Consider the following 22,962-nt stretch of genomic DNA (forward strand, 5'->3'; position numbering starts at 1 on the left):
AACGCCCGAACTCACCAGCAAAGGAAGAATCGCGATCTTCCACCTTCCTGAATTCATGCCATCCTCCTGATATATTTTGTATTGCTAATAAATTGAAACCATACGCAACGAAAATGGTGCATGACGGATCTTTCAAGAGTGCTTTTCGGCCCGAATGGACATTGGCGCCGAGGTCCGCCGGCCGCGCGTTGCGATCCAGCACAGGATGGACCCGCCGCACACCATCAACGCCCCTTGCCAGAACTGAACGGGGAGAGGAGTGCGCAAGAGCGTTGCAGCCAGGGCAGCCGAGAAAACGGGAATGAAATACGAAGCTCCGGCAAGGATCGTGACATTGCCGTGCAGGATCCCCACGTTCCATGCGGCATAACCGAAGCCCAAGGCAGCCGCGGCCAGCACGAGATAGACGATCGCATGGAGACTGAACGCCATGCCACCGCCGCCTTCAACAACGTGACTGATCCAGAGCACGCCGGCAGCGAGCATGAAGAAAGGCGTAACGCCGCTCTTGCCGCGAGCAATACGTGCCGTCACCGTACAGTAGGCCGCCCAGATCAAGGCACCGAGCAATGCCAGACCGTAACCCAGAGGGTTGTCCCTGACGTTCTCCAGCATGCCTGCCGGATCCACGCCCTGATCGCCGCCCAGCACCCAGCCAATCCCGAGCATCGAAAGCAGGAAGCCGGGCACGACCCACAGGGTTGCCTTCTGCTTGTTGAACACGATGGCCGAGACCAGGGTGAAGGTCGGCCACAGGTAATTGACCATGCCGACTTCAATAGCCTGCCTGCCGGTGTTGGCATACCCGATAGAGAGTGACAGGCATAGTTCGTAGGCAACGAAGAGCAGGCTTCCCCATGCCAGGTAGCGTCGCGGAAACTCGCTGAGTCTGGGGAAGCCGGCCGTGAACAGCAGAAACACGGATGCCACCGTATAGATCATGGCGGCCCCGCCGGTAGCACCAAGGCTTTCGCTGACCCCCCGGATGAGGGCGATAATCGAGGACCACAACAGGACTGCGATGAACCCGACGAGCGTTGCGTTCTTGCTGCTCTTCATATTCCCCACCTGCTTCAGATGATTCGGTCTGCCGCGTACCCCGAAGCAGCGAGCGGTTGCGACATCAGGCTTTGCTTCCGGTGACCGACGCCACCTCGCGCTTGAGCTCGACAACGATGACCTGCAAGCGCTGCTTCTCTTCTTCACCCAGCCCTTGCAGAGGCGCCCGCACGCCGCCCGTGCTCAGTCCCGCGAGCTCGCAGCCATACTTGATGGACTGGACGAACTTGCCTTCCTCCAGGAAGTCCATGAGCGGCAGCATCGCGGACATGATGCGGCGCCCCTTGTCGAAGTCCTTCTCGACGGCACACGCCTCGTACAGCGCAATGTGCTCACCCGGGAGGAAGTTCGAGCCCGCGCAGACCCAGCTGCGGGCGCCCCATGCGAAGAACTCCAACGCCTGATCGTCCCAGCCGCACGAAACGCTGATATGCGGGAACTCGCGCACCAGCATGTGCAGTTGTCCCGACTGACCGGAACTCTCCTTGATGGCCACGACGTTCTTCGACGCTTCGCAGACCGTACGGAAGAACTCGCGTCCCATCGAAACGCTCATCCGGCCCGGATAGTTGTAAAGCATGATGGGCAGGCCGGCCGCACGGTCGATCGTCAGCGCGTGCGCGGCGTTTTCCTGCTGGGTGGGCAGGGCATACGGCGGCGTGCCCACGAGAATCGCATCTGCCTTGATGGCTTTCGCCGCTTTGGCGTACTCGACGGAATCCTCGGTGCGGATGGCGCCGGTACCGATGATAAGCGGCACGCGCGCGCCGATGACTTCCCTGGCCCAGGTGCCGAGTTCGAAGCGCTCTTGCGCGGTGTGCGCATAGTATTCGCCGGTCGAGCCGCCAATGATGATGCCGTGCACCTTCGCCGCGATCAGTGACTCGAGCACCTCGGCAAATGCTGCCTTGTCGATTTCCCCTTCTGCGTTCAGGGGGGTGATAGCCGGGGTGTAGATACCTTCAAACGTCATGATGTTCTTCCGAAAAAGTGGAAATTGGCGTTCAAGCGAACGAGGTGCCGACGCATCGTTGACGGCGGCACGAAGAGGGTAGGTGTTAGTGATTGAGCGAAGCAGCTTCTTGCAGGCTGAGCGAACGTGTCTCCGGCGCCAGCGCCAGCGAGGCGATCAGGCCAACGAACGAAACCGCGGCGGCGGCATACATGGTGTTGCCTATGCCGATGCTTTGCAGTGCCATGGGCACGAGCCACGTTCCGATGGCGGCACCGATGCGCGAGAGCGAAGCGCCCATGCCCACGGCGAAGGCGCGAATGTCCGTCGGGAAGATTTCGTTCGGGTAGACCAGTTGCAGCACCTGAGCGCCGCCGATGAGCACGGCGTAGGCGCCGAACAGGACGAGGATCAGCAGCGCCGAGCCGTTCGAGCATGCACCCAGGGCCACCAAGGCCAGTGCCGACCAGAGGAAGCTGTGGATCACCATGGCGCGGCGTCCCATCTCGTTGATGATCCGGGTGGCGATGATGCAGCCCACCACGAACAGCAACGTGATGGCGACAGAGCCGAGCGATTCCCACTGCCCCGTCAAATGCAGCGCTTCAAGCACGCGTGGTGCGAACGAATAAACCGCGAAGACCGGAATCACCGAGCAGCTCCAGAACACCGAGACAAAGAGCATGCGCTTGCCATAGCCGGAATGCAGGAGCGACCAGAGCGAAATCTTCCTTTCGGCTTGCTCCTCGGGCAGGTTCGCCAACGAGAACGACGGCCCATAGACTTTTCCGATGACGGCCTCGGCTTCGGCGACGCGGCCTTGACTGAGCAGCCAGCGAGGCGACTCCGGCGTGCCGATGCGCACGATGAACAGCACGAGACCGATGACGGCCGGGCTGGCAAGCACCCACCGCCACGCCTCTTGTCCACCGGCGCTCAAGATGATGTTGCCGACGATATAAGCGAGGGCGGCGCCAAGGAACCAGATGATCGTCAGCATGGCGAGACGGGGGCCGCGGTACTTGCGGGGCATGAATTCGACAAGCAGCGAACCTGCCACGGGGTATTCAATGCCGACGCCGATACCGATGAGGAAGCGCAGAAAGAACAACGCCTCCCCCGACTGCACCCAGAACTGCGCGAGTGAGCAGACGAAGAAGATGACAGGACCGAAGAAATAGGGCTTTTGGCGGCCGATGCGGTCGCTCAGCCAGCCGCCGACGAATCCACCGAAGAAAATGCCGATCAGCGCCGATGCAGCAACCATGCCTTGCCAGAAATCGGTCAAGCCGAGGGCAGTGGAAAACTGCACCATCGCCACGCCAATAATGCTCAGTACGTAGCCGTCCATGAGCCAGCCGCCGCTGGAGCGGACAGTAAGCAGCTGGTGGAATCCATTGAGCGGAACGTCCTCAATGGACATGTGTATCTTCGACATCGCTTGTCTCCTTCGATGAAATGGGTACAAAACGCCGCATCGTCTCGCTGTAAGTAGTCCTTATCTTGTTGTGCGAAGCGTTCGATCGTTTTGCGGATTTTTTCTATTCGGCGTGGTCATCGTCGCCTCCCTGCGGAACCGACAACCGAAGTGTGCTCAGCTTTCGAGTCCTGCCTTACGCTGGCCCCACCAAAGGGTGGCGTTGACGCCGATCGAAAGGAACGGCTCTGGCGGGTTCCTGTTCGGTCCCGACGTCGCAAGCAGAAAATCAATCAGGTCGGTCTCTTTGCCGGCCAGCCAGTCGGCCAGGAGCGTACCCGTGACGGTGCCGCGCGTGATGCCGAGGCCGTTGCAGCACAGCGCGCCATAGACGTTCGGGGCGAGTTGCCCGAAGAAACCCTTGTGGTTTTGCGCGAGCGCCAGCGAACCGCTCCACGTGTATTCGAACTCGACGTCCGGCAGCATCGGGAAGCGCCGTTCGAACGACAGCCGGTGCCGCTCGACGAAACGGGAAAGATACTGCTCCCTGGGCCGCCCGTCCGGGTTGAAGCTGAAGCTGTTGCGCACCAGGATGCGGTTGTCATGCGTGCGGCGCAGCGTGCTGCCAAACGGATCCGCTGGAATGACACCCCAGAACGGCTTGCCGCCAAGCTGTGCCTGTTCGGCTGCGGTAAGCGGCCGTGTCAGGCTCGCATACAGAAAAACGGGCAGCATCGTGCGCTGGAGGAAGCCGAAGCGCATGCCGAAGGCGTTGTTCGCCAGCACCAGTTTGTCTGCCGTAATGCGGCCGTTGCGATGCGCCAGCACGATCTTTTCACCGTATTCCACCTCGGTAATGGGCGTGTTCTCGTACAAGGTGACATTGGGCGGCAGGCAGTCGGCCAGGCCTTTGACGAGCGCCGACGGCTGAATCAGCACCGTGCCGGGCGTGAACAGCGCCTGACGGTAGAACGATGTGCCGATGTGGCCCGGCAGGTCCTTGCCTTCGATGACCTCGTACGGTTGGCCGAGCTTGTCGAGGCCACGTCGATAGGCGTCGAGGACAGCCACGCCGCGCTCCTCCACGGCTGCCTGGTATTTTCCGGAGGCGCTCATATGGCAGTCGATGCCATGCTGGACGACGAGGTCGCGCAGGATCGTCTGCCCCAGCACATTGAGCTTCAGCGTGGTTTTCGCCGTAGCGATGTCGCCGATATAGTCGTCGGCGCCAATGTCATGCGGCAGATCGATCGCAAATCCCGCGTTTCGCCCCGACGTACCGAACCCGATCTCCTGGGCTTCGACGAGAATGACTTCATCATCCGGGAAATTCAGCGCGAGTTGCCGCGCGGCGGCGAGACCGGTGAAGCCCGCACCCACTACCGCCCAACGCGCTTTCGATTCCCCGGCGTGAGCCGGACGCGGCTTGCGGGGCTGGCTCGTGTGATACCAACCGCACATCCTGTCGTCTGCGGGGAGCGATGTAATCCTTTGCATTCCTAAATTCCAATTCCGCTTGTGAATCTTCACCGCCCTCGGACTGGCGGTGCACGACTGATGACGTGCACCGTCCCGCGCGGCCTTTAAAACTGGATGGGTACGTTCAACCCCTCCGGGATCACATACTCTGCCATGCGCCGCCGTGAGAGCTCCATATGGCTGCGGACCAGTTCGCCGGCGCGCTCGGGGTCTCCCGCTGCGATGGCTTCAATGATCTGGTCGTGCTGTTCGACCGCTTTTTCCAGATCCTTTTGCATGTCGCTCGTGGTCGGCGAGCGATAAAAAATCTTCCCGAGGCGTGCGTGGTCGATCAAAACGCGGCGCAAACTTGGCATCAGGTACGCGTTGCGCGCGATCCGGCCAATCTCGAAGTGAAATTCGTCGTTGTGCAATACGCGCGACTGCAGATCCTGTTCCTCGATCGCTTTGCGAAACTGCGTCTGGATCTGCTTCAGACGCTCCACCTCGCCGGCGGTGGCGTGGCTGGCGGCCAACTGCGTCGTGGCGACGTAGATGAGCGGCGCCGCCAGAAAAAAGCTCCGCAACGACTGATAGCTCATCGGCGACACCCGCGCCGGCCGGTTCGGCTCGAGCTCGAGATAGCCCTCGGCCGCCATCTGACGCATCAATTCGCGTACCGGCGGGCGAGAGAGCCCGAATTCCTCGCTCAGCGCGAGTTCGTCAACGACCGCGCCGGGCGCGAGTTCCATGCTCACGATGCGGCGCCGAAGCGCCTCCGCCATCACATTCTTTCGGTCCGATGACGGGCCGGAATCGGCGTCCACAGTAGCGAGTTGAAGCTTTTGTTTGGGCATGGCCGGTTTGTCTACAAACTGTAGACATAGTATAGGTTGATGATAGACGTAGCAAAAATAAGGGTTTACGCTCGCCAGATCGGGTCGAGCCGTGGCCAGGGCGCGCCGGGTTGCAGCGCCCGGATGGCGATAGCTTACGGGGGCGCCAGCGATTTTTCAGGAATTCGCCGTGACTATGAAAAATGCGAAAGAATCGGGCGAAACGCCGGTCCCGCCATCCGCCTCGTGCTAACTTGTTGGTTCCTCAACCACAAGAGACGGAGGCGGAATGAATATCGACATCCATATCAGGTACTCTGAGCGAGCCATTGCAGCTGTCGGGCCGTTGCCGCCCACGCGGTTCTCCTATTCGGTTGGCATCCCCTTTCCTCAACCCGGCGACTTCATCGAAACGGAAACCGACTCCGGCCCCCTGGCGTTCAAGGTGGTCGAGCGAGTGTTTTCGTATGGGAACCGCTCGGTCGATATCCGCGTATTGCTCGACCTTCCGTCCTGAATGGATCGCTGCCCCCGGTTGGGCGTGCCCTCACCACGCCCACCGCACCCCCGCATTGCCGGTGATCGTGCGTTGATGCTCGCCGCCGAGATTCGCGAGATAGCTTCCCGTCGCATACACGCTGCCGCGCTTTGTCAACTGCGCGACCACCCCCACGCCGATCTGTCCCAGCGTCTGTCCGACCGGCGTGCCGAGCGTCGTCGTGCCGCCGAAGGTCGTCTGGTCGTCGGCGCCGAACGAGCGCAGCACGTTCAGGCGCAGCCAGGGCTTCCAGTCGATGCCGTTCGTCGAGGTCGCCCACTGCAGGCGCGCGCCGATTCGCGCGAGGAACGTGTTGCCGTTGTTCCAGCTCACGTTGGACACGCCGTCATTGAACTCGTCGAGCGATAGCCACTGCCACACCATCTGCGCCTGCGGCTCCACCGTGAAGCCGTAGCCGAGCGCGATCGGCAGTCCCGCTTCGAACGAGCCCGTGAACGCATTGCCGTCCGTCGAGCCGTTCACGTTATTGTTCGAGTTCGTGCGCACCGCGAGCACGCTGCCCATTGCGACGGCGTCCGTGTACCAGCCGCCGGGTCCGATGTGCGTCCAGTAGCCGGCGAGGTTATACGCGTTGACCTGGAGAGAACCGACACCCAGCCCCGGCTGCCCCAGCGCGAAGCCGTTCACGTCGCCCACGGCCCGCGAGAAGCCCGCGAAGAAGCCGTAGTGATTGTGCTGGCCGCCGGGCGTGCTGTCCGCATACAGGTCCTGGCCGATCTGCATACCCCATACCGTGCCGTCGAACGACGGCGCGACTTCTCCGCCCTGGTGCAGATTGCTGTAGCCGCCCCAGGCGCGCGCCCATGCCGCCGGCACGGATTCGTCGCCGGTCAGCAGTGCCTGGTCGCCCTGGCGATCATGGAACGTGTCGATCTGCAGGAGTCCCAATTGCCGTGCGACGCTCGGCGCTTCCGTATAGAGCGGCACCTCCGGCCGGTAGACCGGCACGGCAGACGTGTCGGAGCCGGCGTTCTCGACGGCCTCGGTGATCGGTGCGGGCGTGCCTTCCGCCGGCGTGATCTGCGGGCCGGTCGAGGGCGGCACGGTGGGCGAGGTCGTCGGGGGCGTCTCCGTCGTCTGCGGCGCGATCGTATTGCGCAGATACCAGTTCTCGCCGCTGCCGGCCGTCACGCCGCCCCTCACGAGGTAATAGGCGTAGGCGCCGGCCTCGACCGTGCCGCCCGACAGCGTGAACGTGCCCGCGTTCGTCGTTGCGCCGTTCGCGGCCTGCACCACCTCGATGCCGTCGCTGACCGTTTGCGCGCCGGGACCGTTCACGTTCGCGACCTTCAACATGCTCGTGCCGCTCGCGTTGCCGCCGCTGACGATCAACCGGTCCGAAGCGGCGCCGTCGCCGGCCAGGTAGGTGTTGAGCGCGATCGTCGCATTCTGGCCGATGTAGTTGCCCACGACGGTCAGCGTATTGCCCACGCCGCTGCCGCCCAGTTGCACGAGCCCCGCGTTGGTGAGGTTGCCGTCGATCTGGAAGTTGCCGGTCGTGCCGCTCGCAAGGCTCGCCAGTGCGTTGGCAACCGCGATCGTGCCGTCGTTCGTCACGTTGCCCGTCACGCTGCCGTAGCCGCCGAGCGTCGCACCCGACGCGACGAGCACGGCCCCGCCGCCGGAGAGCGACGGCGGATCGCTGGTGCCGTCGCCGACGATCAGCGTGCCCTCATCGACATTCGTTCCGCCTGTGTAGCTATCCGTACCATTGAGTGTCAGCGTGCCGGAGCCGAGCTTGGTCAGCGACCCCGCCCCCGTGATGTTCTGCGCGATCGTCGAGTCGTAGCCCTGCGTGTCGATCGTGCCGTTGTTCGACGTGATCGATATCGCGCGGCGGGTCGCCAGATCGAAGGCGCTGCCGAACTGCAGCGTGCCGCCGTTGAAGGTCAGCCCGCCCGACGAGGCGCCGAGCGCGTTGTCGGCCGCAACCGAGAGCGTGCCCTGCGTGATCGTCGTGCCGCCCGAATAGGTGTTGCCGCCCGAGGCGGAGGGCGTGAGCGTCAGCGTGCCGGCGCCGGTTTTCTCCACCGCGCCCGTGCCGCCAACGAGGCCTGTGTAGGTGCCCGCGCTGTCCTGCTGGAAGCGCACGAGCCCGTTGTCGGTCACGGAGAGCGGCAGGTTCGAGGCATTCGCCTGCAGCGTTGCGCCGCTATTGACCGTGGCGACGACCGTTGCGGTGGTCGTGCCGAGCGTGCCGGTCAGGTTCAGCGTGCCGCTCTCCACGAGCGCAGTCGAGAACGTGCCCGTGCCGGCCCAGGTCCAGGCGTCGCCCTCCATCGTCAGGCTCTGATAGTTCGCGAATGCGTTCGACGCGGTGCCGGTGCCCTGCAGCAGCACGACATTGTTGCCGCCGCCACCATTAGCAATGCCGACGATCTGCGAGCCGGTCTGCAGGATCAGTGTGTCGTTGCCGTTGCCGTTCTGGATCGCGGTGCCGCCGCCGCCTTCGATCAGGCCGGCGTTGGTGATGGTCGTGTTGCCGTTGGTCGAGCGCACGCCGATCCCGTTGTTGCTGATGATCTGGCCGCCGGCCTCGTTGGTGATCGTTGCGGTGAACGAACTGCCCACCGTGTTCGACACGACCGCGTCGACGTTGCCGCTGCTCGACGCGGTGCCGGTGGTCTGGATCGTGCCGCCGTTGATCAGCGTGTCGTTGTTGCCTTGCATGTAGACGGCGCTGCCGTCCTTGCCCGTTGCCATTAGCGTGCCGCTGTTGTCGATGGTGCCGCTGCCGCCCAGCAGCGAGGCCGAGCGGGCGTTGTTGCCCGAGGTCGTGACCGTTCCCGTGTTGATGAGCGTATTGCCCGACGCACCAGTGTTGCTTTGCCCCCACGCAGCCGTCATGCCATACGAGTTGCTGCCGCTCGTCGTGATCTTGCCGTTGTTGACGAGCGTATTGTTGTTGCCGTTCGCCGCGATGCCGTCGTTGTAGGCGCCTGTCGTGGAGATCACGCCCGTTGCGCCGTTGGTGATGGTGTTGCCGTTGTTCGTGCCGATCAGCATCGCGCCGCGGTTCGCCACCCCCGTGCCGTTGCCGGAGAGCGTAAGCGTGCCGTTGTTCGTGATCGTGCTCGAGGTGTCCACGGAGAACGGCGTGGGCGTGCTCGAGAGCGTATAGCTACCCGTCGCGCCCTGGGCGATGTTGATGGTGACGCCGGTGCTGCCGCTCGCGGCCACGACCGCAGGAATGCCCGCGCCCGTGCAGGTCACGGTCGTGTTGCTGGGCGGCGCCGTTGAGTTACAGGCCGCATGGCCCGCGGCCGGTGCCGCACCAGTCAGGATTGCCAATCCTCCCATACGCAACTTCCACGCTTTGTTTTTCATGGTCTGTTGGCCTTTTTTAGTGAAGCCGGCTGCACAAACGGGCTGCAAGGGGGCGTGTGATTCGCGTTATAGCACCGATCTCAAAAACGGCCTCGTTTCTGGTCTGTCGTAAAGATGTGCGCGGACACTCCTATCTCCGCTTTCCAAAATCCCAAAAAATACTGTATAAATATACAGGTGAAGGCGCGCTGCAGCGCCAGATAGCCATCCCGTCATGCCCCCTTTTTCTGGCCGGGCAGGGGGATCTATTGCCCTTTTGATCCGAGCCTTTTTGACCGAGCGCACTCACTCATGGCAGCAGCACTCCAGCTTGCGGCGACGCATCTGCCGCCCCGGCTGCAAAGCCGGATCTGGCAAGGCGACCGGCTGGCGCACGCGGGCGAGCGCACGGTGCGAAGCGGCCACGCCGCGCTCGATGCGCTCCTGCCCGGTGCGGGCTGGCCCGCAGGCAGCCTGACCGAACTGCTCGTCGAGCAGGGCGGCATCGGCGAGATGCGGCTCGTCGCGCCCGCGTTGCGTACGCTGACGGCCACGGCCGGGCAGCACGTGCTGCTCGTCGCGCCGCCGTGGCAGCCCTATGCGTGCGCGCTCAAGCGTTGGGGGCTTGCGCTCGATCGCGTGGTCTGGGTGCGCGCGGGCGAAGCCGAGGCGCCCTGGGTGGCCGAGCAGGCGCTGCGCCAGGAGGGCATTGGCGCTGTGCTGCTCTGGCAGGCGAAGGCGCGTGCCGACGCAGTGCGGCGCCTGCAGGTCGCCGCCCAGGATTCGCGCGCGCTCGCATTCCTGATCCGGCCGCCGGCCGCGCGCAACCAGTCGTCGCCGGCGCCGCTGCGCATGGTCTGCACGCCGGTGCCGCCGCCCGCCGACGCGAATCTCAACCGGCGCCAGTGGATGCAGCTCACCGCCGTGTCCGTCGATATCTTCAAACGCCGCGGGCCGCCGCCCGCCCAGCCACTCGTCGTTACGCTGCCGCTGCAGGACGCCGTGCTGCCCCCCACGGGCCCGGCATCCGCCGTGCCGCGGCCCGGGGTCAATCATGTTGTGGATCGCCGTTACCTTGCCGCTCTTGCCGCTGGAGGCCGTGAGGCCGCCGCTTCTGCCGGCCCCGCTCCCGTCGGACCCAATCTGGCCTCATCACGCTGACACGCCGCCGCAAGACAGGCGTTGCTACGCGCTGGCCGATTCCCTGCGTGTCCTGATTCCCGATCTCGATGCCTTGAGTCTCGGCGTGAGCGCGGGCAGCACGCGCGCCCATGCGCTTGCCCTCGCGCCGGGACTCGTGCTGCTCGAGCCCGATCCGTCGCGCGAGACCCGCGCGTTCGAGGCGCTTGCGCTCGCGCTGCTCGCCTACACGCCGAAGGTGTCGTTCGCGCCCTCGCATACGCTGCTGCTGGAGGTGGGCTCCGGGCTGAGGCTCTTTGGCGGCGTGCGCGCGCTGCTCGCCAAGGTGGCGGCGACGGCGGCCGGCTGCGGCCACGCCGCGCGCATTGCCTGCGCGCCCACCGCCTGGGGCGCGTGGACGCTCGCGCAGGCGCGCGCCACGCAGCGCGGTTCGAATACTCCGCGCCGCTGGCGCGTACTCAAGGAGCAGACGCTCGCGAACGTGCTCGACACGTTGCCGGTCACGCTCGCGCCGTTCGCCGCGCAGCACGAGCACGCGCTCACGCAGATCGGCTGCGCGACGTTTGCCGATTTGCGCCGCCTGCCGCGCGACGGCATCGTGCGGCGTTTCGGCGACGGCGTGCTCAACTGGCTTGCACAGGCGCGCGGTGAAGCGCCCGACCCGCGCGCTTCGTTCAGCGCGCCGCCGTCGTTTTGTGCCGGGCTCGAACTGCAGGCGCGCGTGGAAAGCGCCGAAGCGCTGCTGTTCGCCGCGCGGCGGCTCGTGATGCAGCTGGCAGGCTGGCTCTGTGCGCAGCACGCGGCGTTGACGGCCTTCGAGCTGCGGCTCGAACATGAGCTGGCGTCGCGGCACGCGCCGCGCACGTCGAGCCTCACGCTCGCGTGGTCGGCGCCCTCGCGCGATGCCGAGCACCTGCTCTGGCTGTTGCGCGAGAAGCTGAACCAGACCGAACTGGCCGCGCCGGTGATCGGGCTTGCGCTCGTTGCCACCGGGGTGAGCGAGTACGCCGCGCCTAACGACACGCTGTTCCCGATGCCCGAGACTTCGGAAGCCTCGCTCGCGCAGCTGTTCGAGCGCATTGGCGCGCGGGTGGGCGAGCAGAACGTGCTGCAGCTCTTCGTCGAGGACGATCACCGGCCCGAGCGAGCGATGGCGGCGCGCGCGTACCGTGCAACGCCTGGCAAGGCGGGCAAGGCACGCAAGCCGCGTGACCCGAAGCCGAAGGAAGCGCAAACGGCGGCCTCCACGCAGTGCGCGCTCGATCTGCCCGACGTGCCGCTGCCGTCCCAGCCGCGCCCGGCATGGCTGCTCGAAAAGCCGCTGAAGCTGGCGGTGCGCAACGACCGTCCCGTGTACCGGCGGCCGCTGAAGATGCTCACGCGCGCCGAGCGCATCGAAACCGGCTGGTGGGACGGCGAGGAGGTGGAACGCGACTACTATGTCGCCGCCGACGACCAGGGGCGCACGTTCTGGCTCTATCGCGAGCGCATGGGCGGCGAGTGGTATCTGCAAGGGCTCTTCGGCTAAGGCGGCGATCATGTCGACGTTGCCCGCGCAGTTGCCGCGTAATTTGCCTGGTCATTTGCCCATCCATTTGCCCGAGTATGCGGAGCTGCACTGCCTGACCAACTTCACGTTCCTGCGCGGCGCCTCGCAGCCGGGCGAACTGGTCGAGCAGGCGATCCAGCACGGCTACCGGGCGCTCGCCATCACCGACGAATGTTCGTTCGCCGGCGTCGTGCGCGCGTTCAGTGCCTTGAACGAGCATGACGAGCCACGCAAGAAGGCGCACGAAGAAGCCGTGCGCGAAGCGCGCGCGAGCGGTGGGGCGGCGGCTGTGGCGAAGCTGGGGCCGTTCGTGCCGTCGCTGCACCTGCTGATCGGCAGCGAGCTGAATCTCGTCGAGCAGCCCGGCGACGACCCGGACAAGAGGGAAGAAAAACCGTTCTGCACGCTGGTCGCGTTCGCGATGAACCGCGAGGGCTACGGCAACCTTTGCGAGCTGATCACGCTTGCGCGCGCGCGGGCGGAGAAGGGCCACTATCGCGTGTACCCCGATGATTTCACCGATCCCGAGCCCGGCCTCGAACATCTGAAGCATCTGCGCGACTGCGTCCTGCTGCTCGTGCCGCAGCGCACGGCGACGCTGGCACAGACGCTGCGCGCCGCACACTGGCTGGCAGGTTTCGCGGCGGAGCGCGCGTGGCTCGCGCTCGAGCTCTGGCGCACGGGCGGCGACGATACGCAGGTCGAAGCATTGCGCTATGTCTCGCAGGAAACGGGCTTGCCGCTCGTCGCGGCGGGCGGCGTGCTGATGCATGCGCGTTCGCGCAAGCCGCTGCAGGACACGCTGAGCGCCATTCGCATCGGTCAGCCGCTCTCGACATGCGGGCGTGCACTGGAGCCGAACGCCGAGCGGCATCTGCGCTCGCGCGTGCGCCTTGGCTGGCTGTATCCGCGCGATACGCTCGACGCGACGCTCGATGTCGCGCGCCGCTGCACGTTCTCGCTCGCCGAGCTGGCCTACGAGTATCCCGAGGAACTGGTGCCCGCCGGCGAGACGCCGGCCACGTGGCTGCGCAAGCTCGTGATGGAGGGCGCGCTGGAACGCTGGCCCGATGGGATGAACGAGAAGCGCAGCAAGCAGGTTGAAAAGGAGCTCGAACTGATCGCCGAGCTGAAGTACGAAAAGTACTTCCTGACGGTTCACGACATCGTTCGCTATGCGCGATCGCAGGGCATTTTGTGCCAGGGGCGCGGCTCGGCGGCGAATTCGGTGGTCTGCTACTGCCTGGGGATCACCGAGATCGATCCGGTACAGATGAACATGCTCGTCGCACGTTTTCTGTCACGCGCGCGCAACGAGCCGCCCGATATCGACGTCGATTTCGAGCATCAGCGGCGCGAGGAAGTTATTCAGTATGTCTATCGAAAATACGGCCAGCGCCGCGCGGCACTGGCCGCGACGCTCATCACGTACCGCTCGCGCAGCGCGCTGCGCGACGTCGGCAAGGCGCTCGGGCTCGACGTGGCGCTCGTCGAAAAGCTCTCGGGCGCGCAGCAGTGGTGGGACGGTCCCGATTCGATCGCGCATCATCTGAAAGAGGCCGGTTTTTCGCAAGACTCGCACGTCACGCAGCAGCTCATCCGCCTCACGCGCGAGCTGCGCGGTTTTCCGCGCCATCTCTCGCAGCACGTGGGCGGCTTCGTGATCGCGAAGGACAAGCTTTCGCGCCTCGTGCCTATCGAAAACGCCGCGATGAAAGATCGCTATGTGATCGAGTGGGACAAGGACGATATCGATACGCTGCGGCTTCTGAAAGTCGATGTGCTTGCGCTCGGCATGCTTTCGGCGATCCGGCGCTCGCTGGAATTCGTCGCGCTGCGGCGCGGGCTGCCGCAGTTTCGCGTGCAGGACATTCCGCGCGAAGACCCCGCCGTCTACGAGATGTGCTGCCATGCGGATACGATCGGCGTGTTCCAGATCGAGTCGCGCGCGCAGCAGAGCATGCTGCCGCGTCTCAGACCGCGCGGATACTACGACCTCGTGATTCAGGTGGCGATCGTGCGGCCAGGGCCGATTCAGGGCGATATGGTGCATCCGTATCTGAAGCGCAGGCGCGGGGAGGAGAAGGTCGAATATGCAAAGCCGGAGTTGAAGCCGGTGCTCGGGCGCACGTTCGGCGTGCCGATCTTCCAGGAGCAGGTGATGCATCTGGCGATGGTGGCCGCCGGTTATAGCGATGAGGAAGCCGACAGGCTGCGCCGTGCGATGGCCGCGTGGCGGCGTCACGGCAACCTGCGCCCGTATCAGGACGACCTCAAGCGCCGGATGATGAAGAAGGGCTATGAGGAGGCGTTCGCGGACCGCATCTGCAGGCAGATCGAGGGCTTCGGCGACTACGGCTTCCCGGAAAGCCACGCGGCGAGCTTCGCGCTGCTCGTCTACACGAGCTCATGGCTCAAGCGTTACGAGCCGGCCGCTTTTCTCGCAGGACTGCTGAACAGTCAGCCGCTGGGGTTCTATTCGCCGTCCCAGCTCGTGCAGGACGCGAAGCGCCACGGCGTGGAGGTGCTGCCGCCCGATATCGGACTGAGCGACTGGGAGGCGGTGCTGGAGCGGCGCGGGAAGCCGGGCGTGCGGCTCGATGCCGATGCGACACGTGCCCGCCGCGCCAGGGTGGCACGCTGCCAGCAGCGGCTGCGCGCCGCATGGCCGGCGGACCGGCCGAGGCTCGCGTGTTGTTTTCTGCGCCGCTTTGCGCGCAGGCTGCGTGCGCGCGTCGAGTTGCCGCCAGGTTGCTATGGCAGCAGCGGCCCGGCCGTGCGGCTCGGCTTCAGTCTCGTCAAGGGCTTTTCTGAAGACGCCGCGCAGCGCGTGATGAAGGCGCGTGCGCAGGCGCCGTTCGCGGACGTGGACGATCTCGCGCGGCGTGCCGCGCTCACGCGGCGCGAACTGGAGGCGCTTGCGGCGGCGAATGCGCTCGCGAGCATCGCGGGGCACCGGCGCGAGGCGTGGTGGGCCGTGACCGCGCAGCATGCGGTGCCGGCGCTGTTGCGCGACGCACCGCTCGCCGAAGCGCCGCTCGCGCTGCCGCGCGCGTCCGAAGGCGCGGAGATCGTCGCCGACTACGCCAGTCTGCGGCTTACGCTGAACCGCCATCCGCTTGAACTGCTGCGGCCGGGGCTCGCGCAGCAGCGCTTCCGCACGGCCGCGCAACTGGCGCATTGCCGACACGGCAGGTTCGTGCGTGTATGCGGCATCGTCACGGTGCGGCAGCGGCCGGGAACGGCAAAAGGGACGATCTTCGTTTCGCTGGAGGACGAGACCGGCACGATCAACGTGATCGTGCATGCGACGCTCGTGGAGGCGCAGCGCAAGGAACTGCTCGGGTCTTCGCTGATGGCGGTGGCGGGCGTCGTGCAGCGCGAAGGCGAAGTGATCCACCTCGTCGCGCGGCGGCTGGAGGATCACAGCCGGCTGCTCGGTCGGCTGGCGACCGAGAGCCGGAATTTTCATTGAGCAGGACGCGTCTCGAAGCCGCCGAGCACGGCGCCGATCGCCGCATCGAACGGCGTGCGCCGGCCGATGCCAAGGCCTTCGAGGCGGCTCGAATCGAGGTGACAGTCGCGCGGGCGCGGCGTTGCATCGGCGGGCGTTGTCTGGGCGAGAAGCCGCGCGTCCACGTCGAGTGCCCGGGCGAGATGCTGCGCGATCTGATACTTTGTCATCGGCTCGTCGCCCGACCATTGCGCGAGGCCGTTGACCGCCTTGCCGTCCGCGTGCCGCGTCAGCAGCTCGCGGATCACGAACGCGACGTCGGGCGTGAATGTCGGGTAGCGCGTGGCCCACGCATCCATGACGGCCGGCCGCGCGCCCGGTTGAGCCGACGCCAGCACGGCCGGCACGAGACTCGTCACGGCCGACTCCTGCCAGTCCACGACCGGGCCGTAGAGCAGCGGCAAACGCAGCACGAGCGCATGGCCCGTCTCCTCGAGCAGCGCGCGCTCGCCTTCGAGCTTGCTGTGACCGTAGGCGTTGAGCGGATTCGGCGTGTCGTCGCAACGGTAGGGCGGCCTGGTGCCGTCGAACACGTAGTCGGTCGAGATCGACAGCACCCACGCGCCGTGCGGGCGTGCCGCCCGGGCGATGCTGCGCACCGCGCCCACGTTCAGCGCGTGCGCCGTAGCGGGATCGTTTTCGCACACGTCCGGACGGCGTTCCGCGGCGGCGATCACCATCGCATCGGGCGCTTCACGTGCGACGAAGGCCGCAACGGCATGCTCGTCGCGCACGTCGAGCGAAACGTGTTGCGGCCCGGCGTGGCGGAAGGCGGTCGGCACGACCCGCCAGTCCGTCCCGGCGCCAAGCTCGCGCATCACCGCGCGTCCGAGCAATCCCGACGCGCCAATCACTGCGACCTTGAACATGGCGCGGCGCGTCACGCGTTCGCCGTGCCGGCGTCTTTTACCGCGCTCTTGACGGTATAGCCCGCCTCGTCGATGGCGGCCTTTAACACGTCGGCGCTCTGGTTCGACTCGACCGTCACGCGGCCCGCGGCCAGATCGACCTCGACCTTCGCGGCGGCGTCATGCTCGCGAATCGCGCGGGTGACGGCGCCCACGCAATGCTGGCAACTCATGCCTTCTACGTTGAACTGGATCATCGTGTCTTCCTTTTCTGAACTGAATGAGCTGAAGGGGAAACTCAACTGCTGCTTGCTGCGGAGATGAGGCCGTCGCCGGATTATGCCAGCCGGTCCGGCGACGGATGCTGGACCTTCCCATAATGGGAAGGTGTACGATCAGGCCATCGATCGAATACGGGGAGGGGCCCATGAATATTGGCGAAGCGGCGCGCGAATCGGGCGTCACGGCGAAAATGATTCGCTATTACGAGAGCGTTGGACTGCTCGCGCCCAAAGGGCGTACGGAATCGGGTTACCGCGTGTACGGCATGGACGAGGTGCACACCCTGCGCTTCATCCGACAGTCCCGTCGGCTGGGCTTTCTCGTCGAAGATATTCGCCGGCTGCTGGCGCTCTGGCACGACCGCTCGCGCGCGAGTGCGGAGGTCAAGTCCATTGCGCTTGCGCATGTGATCGAACTGAACCAGCGCATTGCCGAGTTGACCCAGATGCGGGACACGCTCGCGCATCTGGCCGACCACTGCCATGGCGACGACCGGCCGGATTGCCCGATTCTCGAAAACCTCGCCGACTCCGGGCCGTCGATCGGCGAAGCCGGTGCTTGCCGCCACTGACACCGCCGCGACTGTGCCAGGCAAATTGTCGCAACTTGTTTCAGGGAGAGCCCCGACATGGTGCATTTCAAGGTTTTCTCGAAATAGTCGCTGGTGATTGGAAAAAATACGCTGATAAATCATGGGATTGTGAATTCTTCAAAGTGGTGCATTCCAATTTGGAATGCACGGCATTCGGGCAATTCACTAGCAAAGCTCCAAAAGATCGCTATAATGCGGGTTATCCCTTACTAGGGTAATCCCTGATGTAAATCCACCGGGGATACATACCGATCCTTGGAGAACAACATCATGTTTGCATACATCCTCGAAGCCCTGAGCAACTGGTTTGAAGTCAGCGAGCGTACCCGCCGCGAAGCCTATCTCGCATCGTCGACGGACATCGTGCAGCTCGAACAGCGCATCCGCTCGCTCGAATCGACCGGCTACTCGAACTAAGCCAGCGTTTTCCGGCGTGCGTGGGTATTGACCGGCGCTAGCCGGCACCACGCCAAAGCTGCCTCAAGCCCCGCATTGCGGGGCTTTGTCGTATCTGGCGCCCACGTTGCCGGTGCTTTCATTGCCAACCCCACGAAGAGTCTGAACCTTGACACCGCGGTAAGGTAAAGTCCTTTTTGAGATTGGCCGACATATAAGCCAGGCAGCGAGTCAAACTGCGAGTGAAGCTTTTTTTTCGGGGACTGTTCATGGTGTCAGACCGCATCTTTCGCAAGTCTTTGGTTGTCTGGTCGCCCGCCGCCGCACTGGCGTGCGTGCTGGCGCTGGCACATGCCGCCGCCTGGGCGGACGGCCCGCCCTTGATACTCGATACGCAAAAGGGAATCAGCGATGGCCAGAAGGGGCTCGTGCTGCAGAACGCGCCGCTTTCGCACGAGCCGATAGTCACGGCCCGGCAGCCGGCGGGGAGCGCGACGGATTCGTCGCAGTCGTCGCAGCCTTATATCGTCGCACCATATATCGAGGTGCCGGGCGGCGGCGGGTCACGGCCCAATCCGCCTCGACCGCCGTACCCTCGGCCGACGCCCTCGCCAGCTCAATGAGCACACCGGCGATCAGTCGCCGCGCGATTCGATCTTGAACTGCGCCGATTGATCCTGGCCCAGCGTTTTCACGAGCCAGGGCAACGTTTCCTTCATGGATGCCGCCAGCGTGTAGGGCGGATTCAGGATGAACATACCGCTGCCGAAGAGCCCGTAGCCGTCCGCGGGCGGCTGGCTGACCGCGAGCGTGACGTGCAGCCAGTTCTTGTCCTGCAGGCGCTTGAGCTGATCCGGGAAGCGTTGCGATTCCGGTCGCGTGACCTGCGGATACCAGATCGCATAGGTGCCCGTGGCGAAGCGCTTGAGGCTTTCCTCCGCGCAGGCGATCGTGCGCGCGTAATCGCGCTTGTCCTCGAACGACGGGTCGATTAGAACCAGCGCGCGGCGCGGCGGCGGGGGCAGCAGCGCCTTGCTGCCTTCGAAGCCGTCGCCGTCGTAGAGCATCACGCGGCGGCCGGCGTCGCGAAAGCGATGGCGCAGCACTTCGATTTCGGTGCTATGCATCTCGAAGAGCCGCATGCGGTCCTGCTCGCGCATCAGCCGCCACGCGAGATAGGGCGACCCGGGATAGAACTGCAGTTCGCCGTCCGGATTGAGCGCCGCCACTTCGTCCACGTATTCGGCCAGCGCCGGCGGCAGGTCGGTGCGGCCCCAGAGCTTGCCGATACCCGTTTCGAATTCGGCGGTCTTCGTGGCATAGCCTTCGCGCAGTGCGTAGGCGCCCGCGCCCGCATGGGTGTCGATGTACCAGTAGGCCTTGTCCTTTTTGCCGAGATAGCGCAGCAGCTGCACGACCACGGTGTGTTTCAGGACATCGGCATGGTTGCCTGCATGGAAGGCGTGGCGGTAGCTCAGCATGATGGGCGGAACGGAAAGTCGGAAGAAAACGGGCGGCGGATCGGGCGATGCCGTCGCCGCCGGACGTGCCGCGCCGCCCGCGTGGGCAGGCGCAAGGGCCGGGCGTGAGCCAAGGCCGCGTATTGTACGCGACCCCCGGTACGCGACCCCCGGTACGCGACCCCGGTACACGCCCCCAGTGCGCAACCCGGCATGCGCCCTCGAGCACTTCAACTGCGTACCGGCGCCGCCGCAAACCTCAGTCGTGCTCGTCGCCGACAATCGCTTCGATCTGCGCCTTGATCTCCGGCGTGATCTTTTCGGCAATCTCGCTCGCCGCCATGTTCTCGCCGATCTGCCCCACACGCGAGGCCCCGGTGATCACGGTGCTCACATGCGGGTTCTTGAGGATCCACGCGATAGCCAATTGGCCGACCGTGCAGCCGAGCTGCGCGGCCAGATCGGCGAGCTTTGCGACAATGGCGTTCCGTTTCACGTCCGTGAGCGACCCGCGCAGCCAGTCGTAGCCTTGCAGCTGGGCGCGGCTGTCGGCCGGCACGCCGCTCTTGTACTTGCCCGTCAGCAGGCCCGAGGCGAGCGGGCTCCAGGTGGTGAGCCCGAGGCCGATGTCCTCGTAGAGCCGCCGGTATTCGTTTTCCACGCGGCGCCGGTGGAACAGGTTGTATTGCGGCTGTTCCATGACCGGCTTATGGAGGTGATGCCGTTCGGCGATTTCCCACGCGGCGCGAATTTCGTCGGCGCTCCATTCCGAAGTGCCCCAGTACAGCGCCTTGCCGCGCGTCACCATATCGCTCATCGCCCAGACCGTTTCCTCGATGGGCGTGTTCGGGTCGGGCCGGTGGCAGAACGCGAGATCGACGTAATCGAGCTGCAGGCGCTTGAGCGAGCCGTCGATGGCGTTCAGCAGGTATTTGCGGTTGAGCGTGTGGTACTGGTTCGGCGCCTCGTTCAAGCCCCAGAAGAACTTGGTCGAAACCACGTAGCTCACGCGCGGCCACGCCAGCTCCTTGAGCGCCGTGCCCATGATCGTCTCGGACTCGCCGCCCGCGTAGGCTTCGGCGTTGTCGAAGAAGTTGACGCCCGCGTCCCGCGCCGCGGCGAGCGATTCGCGCGCCAGGTTGCGATCGACCTGGTTGCCGTAGGTGACCCACGAGCCGATGGACAGTTCGCTGACCTGCAGGCCCGAGCGGCCCAGTCGCCGATAGTTCATGAATGTCTCCAGAGGGGAAGAAGCCCGATATTAGCGCCAGCGCAATCAGCGTGTGCCGGACTCGATGCGTGAGATTGCCGGCTTCATGCACAATAGCGCGGTTGGCCGCGGTGCAGCATTCTGCCGAACGGCATACGCCGTCCGGTCGGTTTGACACTGTCCGCGAGTCGAGGTCTGATCTCATCTACTACCTGGAGGTGCTCGATGTCGTCTCTTTCCCTCAACACCAAACTGGACGGCAAGGTCGCCGTCGTCACCGGCGCGGCTAGCGGCATCGGCAAGCAGATCGCCCTCACGCTCGCGCAGGCGGGCGCGGCGGTCGCCATTGCCGACCTGAACCAGAGCGGCGCGGACGCCGTGGCCGAAGAGATCAAGGGCGCGGGCGGCAAGGCCATCGGCGTGGCCATGGACGTCACGAACGAAGACGCCGTGAACCAGGGGATCGACCGCGTGGCGGCCGAACTGGGTTCGGTGGACATCCTGATTTCGAACGCCGGCATCCAGATCGTGAATCCGATCGAAAACTACGCGTTTTCCGATTGGAAGAAAATGCAGGCCATCCACGTGGACGGCGCGTTCCTCACCACCAAGGCCGCGCTCAAGCACATGTACAAGGACGACCGCGGCGGCGTGGTGATCTACATGGGCTCGGTTCACTCGCACGAGGCCTCGCCGCTCAAGTCGGCCTACGTCACGGCCAAGCATGGCCTGCTCGGCCTTGCGCGCGTGCTCGCCAAAGAGGGCGCGAAGCACAACGTGCGCTCGCACGTGGTTTGCCCGGGCTTCGTGCGCACGCCGCTCGTCGACAAGCAGATTCCCGAGCAGGCGAAGGAACTCGGCATTTCCGAAGAGGAAGTGGTCAAGCACGTGATGCTGGGCGGCACGGTGGACGGCGTGTTCACGACCGTCGAAGACGTCGCGCAGACGGTGCTGTTCCTCTCCGCGTTCCCGACGGCGGCGCTTACCGGCCAGTCTTTCATCGTCAGCCACGGCTGGTTCATGCAGTAAGGGGGGCGCGGCCATGGCGCAACGCAAGAAAGGGCAGGTCCAGTCCAGCGCGGTCGATGAACAGGCGGGCGTGCATACCGGCGCCGCGCCGCGGCCGCATCCCCACCACTGCGGCGAAGAAACCGCCCAGTGGGAAACCGTCGCGCTGACGCTGCAGGGCGGCGGCGCGCTCGGCGCCTACCAGGCCGGCGTGTATGAAGGTCTTGCCGAGGCCGGTATTGCGCCGAACTGGCTTGCGGGCATTTCCATCGGCGCGCTCAACACGGCGATCATCGCCGGCAACGCGCCCGAGCACCGCGTGGCCCGGCTGCACGAGTTCTGGGAAACGATCTGTCAGCCGGCCTATACGCCGCCGCTGCCGGGTTTTGTCGAGCGCGCATTCTTCAACTCGGGCGATGCGATTCGCAAGACGTTTACCGCGATGCAGGCGGCAGGCGCGGTCGTGGAAGGGCAGAAGGGCTTTTTCGTGCCGCGCTTTCCGCCGCCGTTGCCGCACGGTTCCGGGCACCCCGAAAAAGCCAGCTATTACGACACGCGGCCGCTCAAGGCCACGCTCGAGCGGCTGTGCGATTTCGACCGGATCAATTCGAAGGAGATTCGCGTTTCGGTTGGCGCCGTCAACGTCGGCACCGGCAACTTCGCCTACTTCGACAACACCACCACGAAGCTGCGGCCGGAGCATTTCATGGCTTCGGGCGCGCTGCCGCCGGGCTTCGCGGCTGTGGAAATCGATGGCGAGTACTACTGGGACGGCGGCCTGATGTCGAATACGCCGCTCTACGAGGTCATCCAGACCACGCCGCGCCGCGACACGCTCGCGTTCCAGGTCGATCTCTGGAGCGCGCGCGGGCCCGTGCCCGACAACATCACGGACGTCCAGGGTCGCGTGAAGGACATTCAGTATTCGAGCCGCACGCGTCTCGTGACCGACATGCTGCAGCGTTCGCAGCGCTTTCGTCACGTGTTGCGCGAGGTGCTGGAGCGCGTCGCGCCCGAACATCGGCAGGATGCGTGGGTTGAAGTGGCGAATGAACTGTCGTGCTCGAAGAAGTACAACGTCGTCCATCTGATCTACCGGCAGAAGGAATACGAAGGGCACTTCAAGGACTTCCAGTTCGGCGTTTCGACCATGCGCGAGCATTGGGCGAGCGGGCTGCAGGACATTCGCGCGTCGCTTGCGCAGCCGGGGTGGCTGGAGAAGCCCGACAACGACGCCGGCTTCGTCACGCACGATATTCATCGAGACGCGCGCGGCGGTCATCGAAAGCCGGAGTAGGGCACACGCGATTTGACGCAAACCAGCGCTAAAGCACAAACGGCGTCCGTTCGATAAGAACGGACGCCGTTTTGATTTG

19 protein-coding genes are annotated in these 22,962 nt (G+C 64.9%); 9 read left to right on the forward strand and 10 right to left on the reverse strand.

Translation table 11 applies throughout. From position 1 onward, the window contains the following. Nucleotides 1-132 precede the first annotated feature (132 nt). The 5 genes from yddG to BAC01S_RS27255 form a co-directional block, all read right to left on the reverse strand. On the reverse strand, nt 133-1,059 hold the full coding sequence (yddG, locus tag BAC01S_RS27235) for an aromatic amino acid DMT transporter YddG (RefSeq protein WP_027797598.1): 927 nt from the start codon (nt 1,057-1,059) through the stop codon (nt 133-135). Nucleotides 1,060-1,123: 64 nt separating this feature from the next. Beyond that, nucleotides 1,124-2,032, reverse strand: coding sequence for a dihydrodipicolinate synthase family protein (locus tag BAC01S_RS27240; RefSeq protein WP_027797599.1), 909 nt, complete (start codon nt 2,030-2,032; stop codon nt 1,124-1,126). 85 nt (nt 2,033-2,117) lie between these two features. Then, nucleotides 2,118-3,449 carry an MFS transporter gene (locus tag BAC01S_RS27245; protein WP_027797600.1) on the reverse strand — a complete coding sequence of 444 codons (1,332 nt, stop codon included), beginning with the start codon at nt 3,447-3,449 and terminating at the stop codon, nt 2,118-2,120. Between the two features lie 156 nt (nt 3,450-3,605). After that, nucleotides 3,606-4,925, reverse strand: a complete 1,320-nt coding sequence (locus BAC01S_RS27250; RefSeq protein WP_027797601.1) for an NAD(P)/FAD-dependent oxidoreductase — start codon at nt 4,923-4,925, stop codon at nt 3,606-3,608. Nucleotides 4,926-5,011: 86 nt separating this feature from the next. Then, complete coding sequence (locus BAC01S_RS27255; RefSeq protein WP_027797602.1) at nt 5,012-5,743, reverse strand: GntR family transcriptional regulator; 732 nt, start codon at nt 5,741-5,743, stop codon at nt 5,012-5,014. Nucleotides 5,744-6,011: 268 nt separating this feature from the next. Between BAC01S_RS27255 and BAC01S_RS27260 the strand changes: the two genes are divergently transcribed. Then, entirely contained in the window at nt 6,012-6,239 is a 228-nt protein-coding gene (locus BAC01S_RS27260) for a hypothetical protein (RefSeq protein ID WP_027797603.1), read from the forward strand. A gap of 30 nt (nt 6,240-6,269) precedes the next feature. Here the strand turns inward: BAC01S_RS27260 and BAC01S_RS27265 are convergent, their stop codons facing one another. Further along, nucleotides 6,270-9,572: an autotransporter outer membrane beta-barrel domain-containing protein gene (locus BAC01S_RS27265; protein ID WP_027797604.1), complete on the reverse strand. Its 3,303-nt coding sequence runs from the start codon at nt 9,570-9,572 to the stop codon at nt 6,270-6,272. Between the two features lie 327 nt (nt 9,573-9,899). On the opposite strand from BAC01S_RS27265, the gene imuA reads away from it, so the two are divergent. Genes imuA through BAC01S_RS27280 form a run of 3 tightly spaced genes read left to right on the forward strand, consistent with a single transcriptional unit; the run spans nt 9,900 to nt 15,751 of the window. Further along, on the forward strand, nt 9,900-10,748 hold the full coding sequence (gene imuA, locus BAC01S_RS27270; protein ID WP_027797605.1) for a translesion DNA synthesis-associated protein ImuA: 849 nt from the start codon (nt 9,900-9,902) through the stop codon (nt 10,746-10,748). Continuing rightward, nucleotides 10,642-12,255, forward strand: coding sequence for a Y-family DNA polymerase (locus tag BAC01S_RS27275; RefSeq protein ID WP_043203875.1), 1,614 nt, complete (start codon nt 10,642-10,644; stop codon nt 12,253-12,255). Before imuA ends, BAC01S_RS27275 begins: the two co-directional genes overlap by 107 nt. 10 nt (nt 12,256-12,265) lie before the next feature. Beyond that, nucleotides 12,266-15,751, forward strand: a complete 3,486-nt coding sequence (locus BAC01S_RS27280; RefSeq protein ID WP_043203878.1) for an error-prone DNA polymerase — start codon at nt 12,266-12,268, stop codon at nt 15,749-15,751. On the opposite strand, the gene BAC01S_RS27285 is transcribed toward BAC01S_RS27280, so the two are convergent. Then, nucleotides 15,745-16,659, reverse strand: a complete 915-nt coding sequence (locus tag BAC01S_RS27285) for a dTDP-4-dehydrorhamnose reductase family protein (protein ID WP_027797608.1) — start codon at nt 16,657-16,659, stop codon at nt 15,745-15,747. The two genes, BAC01S_RS27280 and BAC01S_RS27285, sit on opposite strands and share 7 nt — an antisense overlap. A gap of 11 nt (nt 16,660-16,670) precedes the next feature. Then, nucleotides 16,671-16,895 carry a heavy-metal-associated domain-containing protein gene (locus BAC01S_RS27290; RefSeq protein WP_027797609.1) on the reverse strand — a complete coding sequence of 75 codons (225 nt, stop codon included), beginning with the start codon at nt 16,893-16,895 and terminating at the stop codon, nt 16,671-16,673. A 170-nt stretch (nt 16,896-17,065) separates the two neighbouring features. Between BAC01S_RS27290 and cueR the strand changes: the two genes are divergently transcribed. The 3 genes from cueR to BAC01S_RS34165 all read left to right on the forward strand — a co-directional run bounded on the left by cueR (nt 17,066) and on the right by BAC01S_RS34165 (nt 18,531). Then, nucleotides 17,066-17,491 carry a Cu(I)-responsive transcriptional regulator gene (gene cueR / locus BAC01S_RS27295; RefSeq protein WP_027797610.1) on the forward strand — a complete coding sequence of 142 codons (426 nt, stop codon included), beginning with the start codon at nt 17,066-17,068 and terminating at the stop codon, nt 17,489-17,491. A gap of 291 nt (nt 17,492-17,782) precedes the next feature. Continuing rightward, nucleotides 17,783-17,929 carry a DUF3563 family protein gene (locus tag BAC01S_RS34160; RefSeq protein WP_084168922.1) on the forward strand — a complete coding sequence of 49 codons (147 nt, stop codon included), beginning with the start codon at nt 17,783-17,785 and terminating at the stop codon, nt 17,927-17,929. A 248-nt stretch (nt 17,930-18,177) separates the two neighbouring features. Next, a complete protein-coding gene (locus BAC01S_RS34165) occupies nt 18,178-18,531 on the forward strand; it encodes a hypothetical protein (RefSeq protein ID WP_084168924.1) in 354 nt (117 codons plus the stop codon). Nucleotides 18,532-18,543: 12 nt separating this feature from the next. Here BAC01S_RS34165 and BAC01S_RS27305 read toward each other — a convergent pair whose 3' ends face one another. Beyond that, complete coding sequence (locus BAC01S_RS27305; protein ID WP_027797611.1) at nt 18,544-19,389, reverse strand: 23S rRNA (adenine(2030)-N(6))-methyltransferase RlmJ; 846 nt, start codon at nt 19,387-19,389, stop codon at nt 18,544-18,546. Nucleotides 19,390-19,627: 238 nt separating this feature from the next. Next, on the reverse strand, nt 19,628-20,599 hold the full coding sequence (locus BAC01S_RS27310) for a potassium channel beta subunit family protein (RefSeq protein WP_027797612.1): 972 nt from the start codon (nt 20,597-20,599) through the stop codon (nt 19,628-19,630). A gap of 204 nt (nt 20,600-20,803) precedes the next feature. Between BAC01S_RS27310 and BAC01S_RS27315 the strand changes: the two genes are divergently transcribed. Both BAC01S_RS27315 and BAC01S_RS27320 read left to right on the forward strand, forming a co-directional pair. Beyond that, nucleotides 20,804-21,607, forward strand: coding sequence for a 3-hydroxybutyrate dehydrogenase (locus BAC01S_RS27315; protein WP_027797613.1), 804 nt, complete (start codon nt 20,804-20,806; stop codon nt 21,605-21,607). A gap of 13 nt (nt 21,608-21,620) precedes the next feature. Next, nucleotides 21,621-22,883, forward strand: coding sequence for a patatin-like phospholipase family protein (locus BAC01S_RS27320; protein ID WP_027797614.1), 1,263 nt, complete (start codon nt 21,621-21,623; stop codon nt 22,881-22,883). Nucleotides 22,884-22,962 lie beyond the last annotated feature (79 nt).

The organism is Paraburkholderia acidipaludis NBRC 101816, from assembly GCF_000684975.1.
GTDB lineage: Bacteria > Pseudomonadota > Gammaproteobacteria > Burkholderiales > Burkholderiaceae > Paraburkholderia > Paraburkholderia acidipaludis.